1 protein-coding gene is annotated in these 1,096 nt (G+C 73.4%); it reads left to right on the top strand.

The features are described from left to right. Positions 1-1,096, top strand: a 1,096-nt coding sequence (locus GUY59_RS47085; RefSeq protein ID WP_161715156.1) for an amino acid adenylation domain-containing protein, incomplete at both ends; no start/stop codon positions are given.

The raw sequence follows: 1,096 nt of genomic DNA, 5'->3' as shown, positions 1-1,096 counted from the left end.
GTCCACATCCGCCGGAGCCGACAACACGGCGTACGTCATCTACACCTCCGGCTCGACGGGCGCGCCCAAGGGGGTAGAGGTGACGCACCGCAACGTGCTGTCGTTGTTCGCCGCGGCCCGGGAACTGTTCGACTTCGACCGTACGGACGTGTGGACGATGTTCCATTCCGCCGCGTTCGACTTCTCGGTGTGGGAGATGTGGGGCGCGCTGCTGCACGGCGGGCGGCTGGTGATCGTCGACAGGGAGGTGGCCCGCGACCCGCGGCGCTTCCTCGACCTGCTGGAGCGCGAGCGCGTGACCGTGCTCGGCCAGACCCCGTCGGCGTTCTACCCGCTGGCCGAGGCGACGCGGGGCGAGCTCGCCCTCCGGTACGTCGTCTTCGGCGGCGAGGCGCTGGACCCCGCCCGCCTGGCGTCGTGGCAACGCCGTCACCCTGCCGCGCGGCTGGTCAACATGTACGGCATCACCGAGACCTGCGTACACGTCACCTTCAGGGAGCTGACCCCGCACGACACCGGGGGCGAACCCGCGAGCGTGATCGGCGGCCCGCTGCCGGGCCTCGGCGTTCACCTGCTCGACCGCTACCTGCAGCCGGTCCCGCCGGGAGTGACGGGCGAGGTGTACGTGTCCGGTGACCAGCTGGCCCGCGGCTACCTCGGCCGCCCGTCGCTGACCGCGGCCCGCTTCGTGGCCGACCCGTTCACCCCGGGCGGCCGCCTCTACCGCAGCGGCGACCTCGCGCGCCGGACCCCCGACGGCGACCTCGTCTATCTGGGACGGGCCGACCAGCAGGTGAAGGTGCGCGGCTACCGGGTCGAACCGGGCGAGATCGAGGCCGCGCTCCTGGGGCTGGACGGCGTGGCCAACGCCGCGGCGGCGGTGCGCGAGGACCAGCAGGGCCGCCGGCGGCTCGTGGCCTACGTGGTCGCCCGTCCCGGCGCCCGGATCGAGGTGGAGACGGCGCGGTCGCACCTGTCCCGGCTGCTGCCCCCGTACGCGGTCCCCGCGGTCTTCGTCCCGCTTGAGGCGCTGCCGCTCACGGTCAACGGCAAGCTCGATAGGGACGCGCTGACCGCCGTCCCCCTCCCCACACCC

The sequence above is a fragment of the Nonomuraea sp. K271 genome (assembly GCF_009908215.1).
GTDB lineage: Bacteria > Actinomycetota > Actinomycetes > Streptosporangiales > Streptosporangiaceae > Nonomuraea > Nonomuraea longispora.
This window is presented reverse-complemented; position numbering and strand designations above follow the sequence as displayed.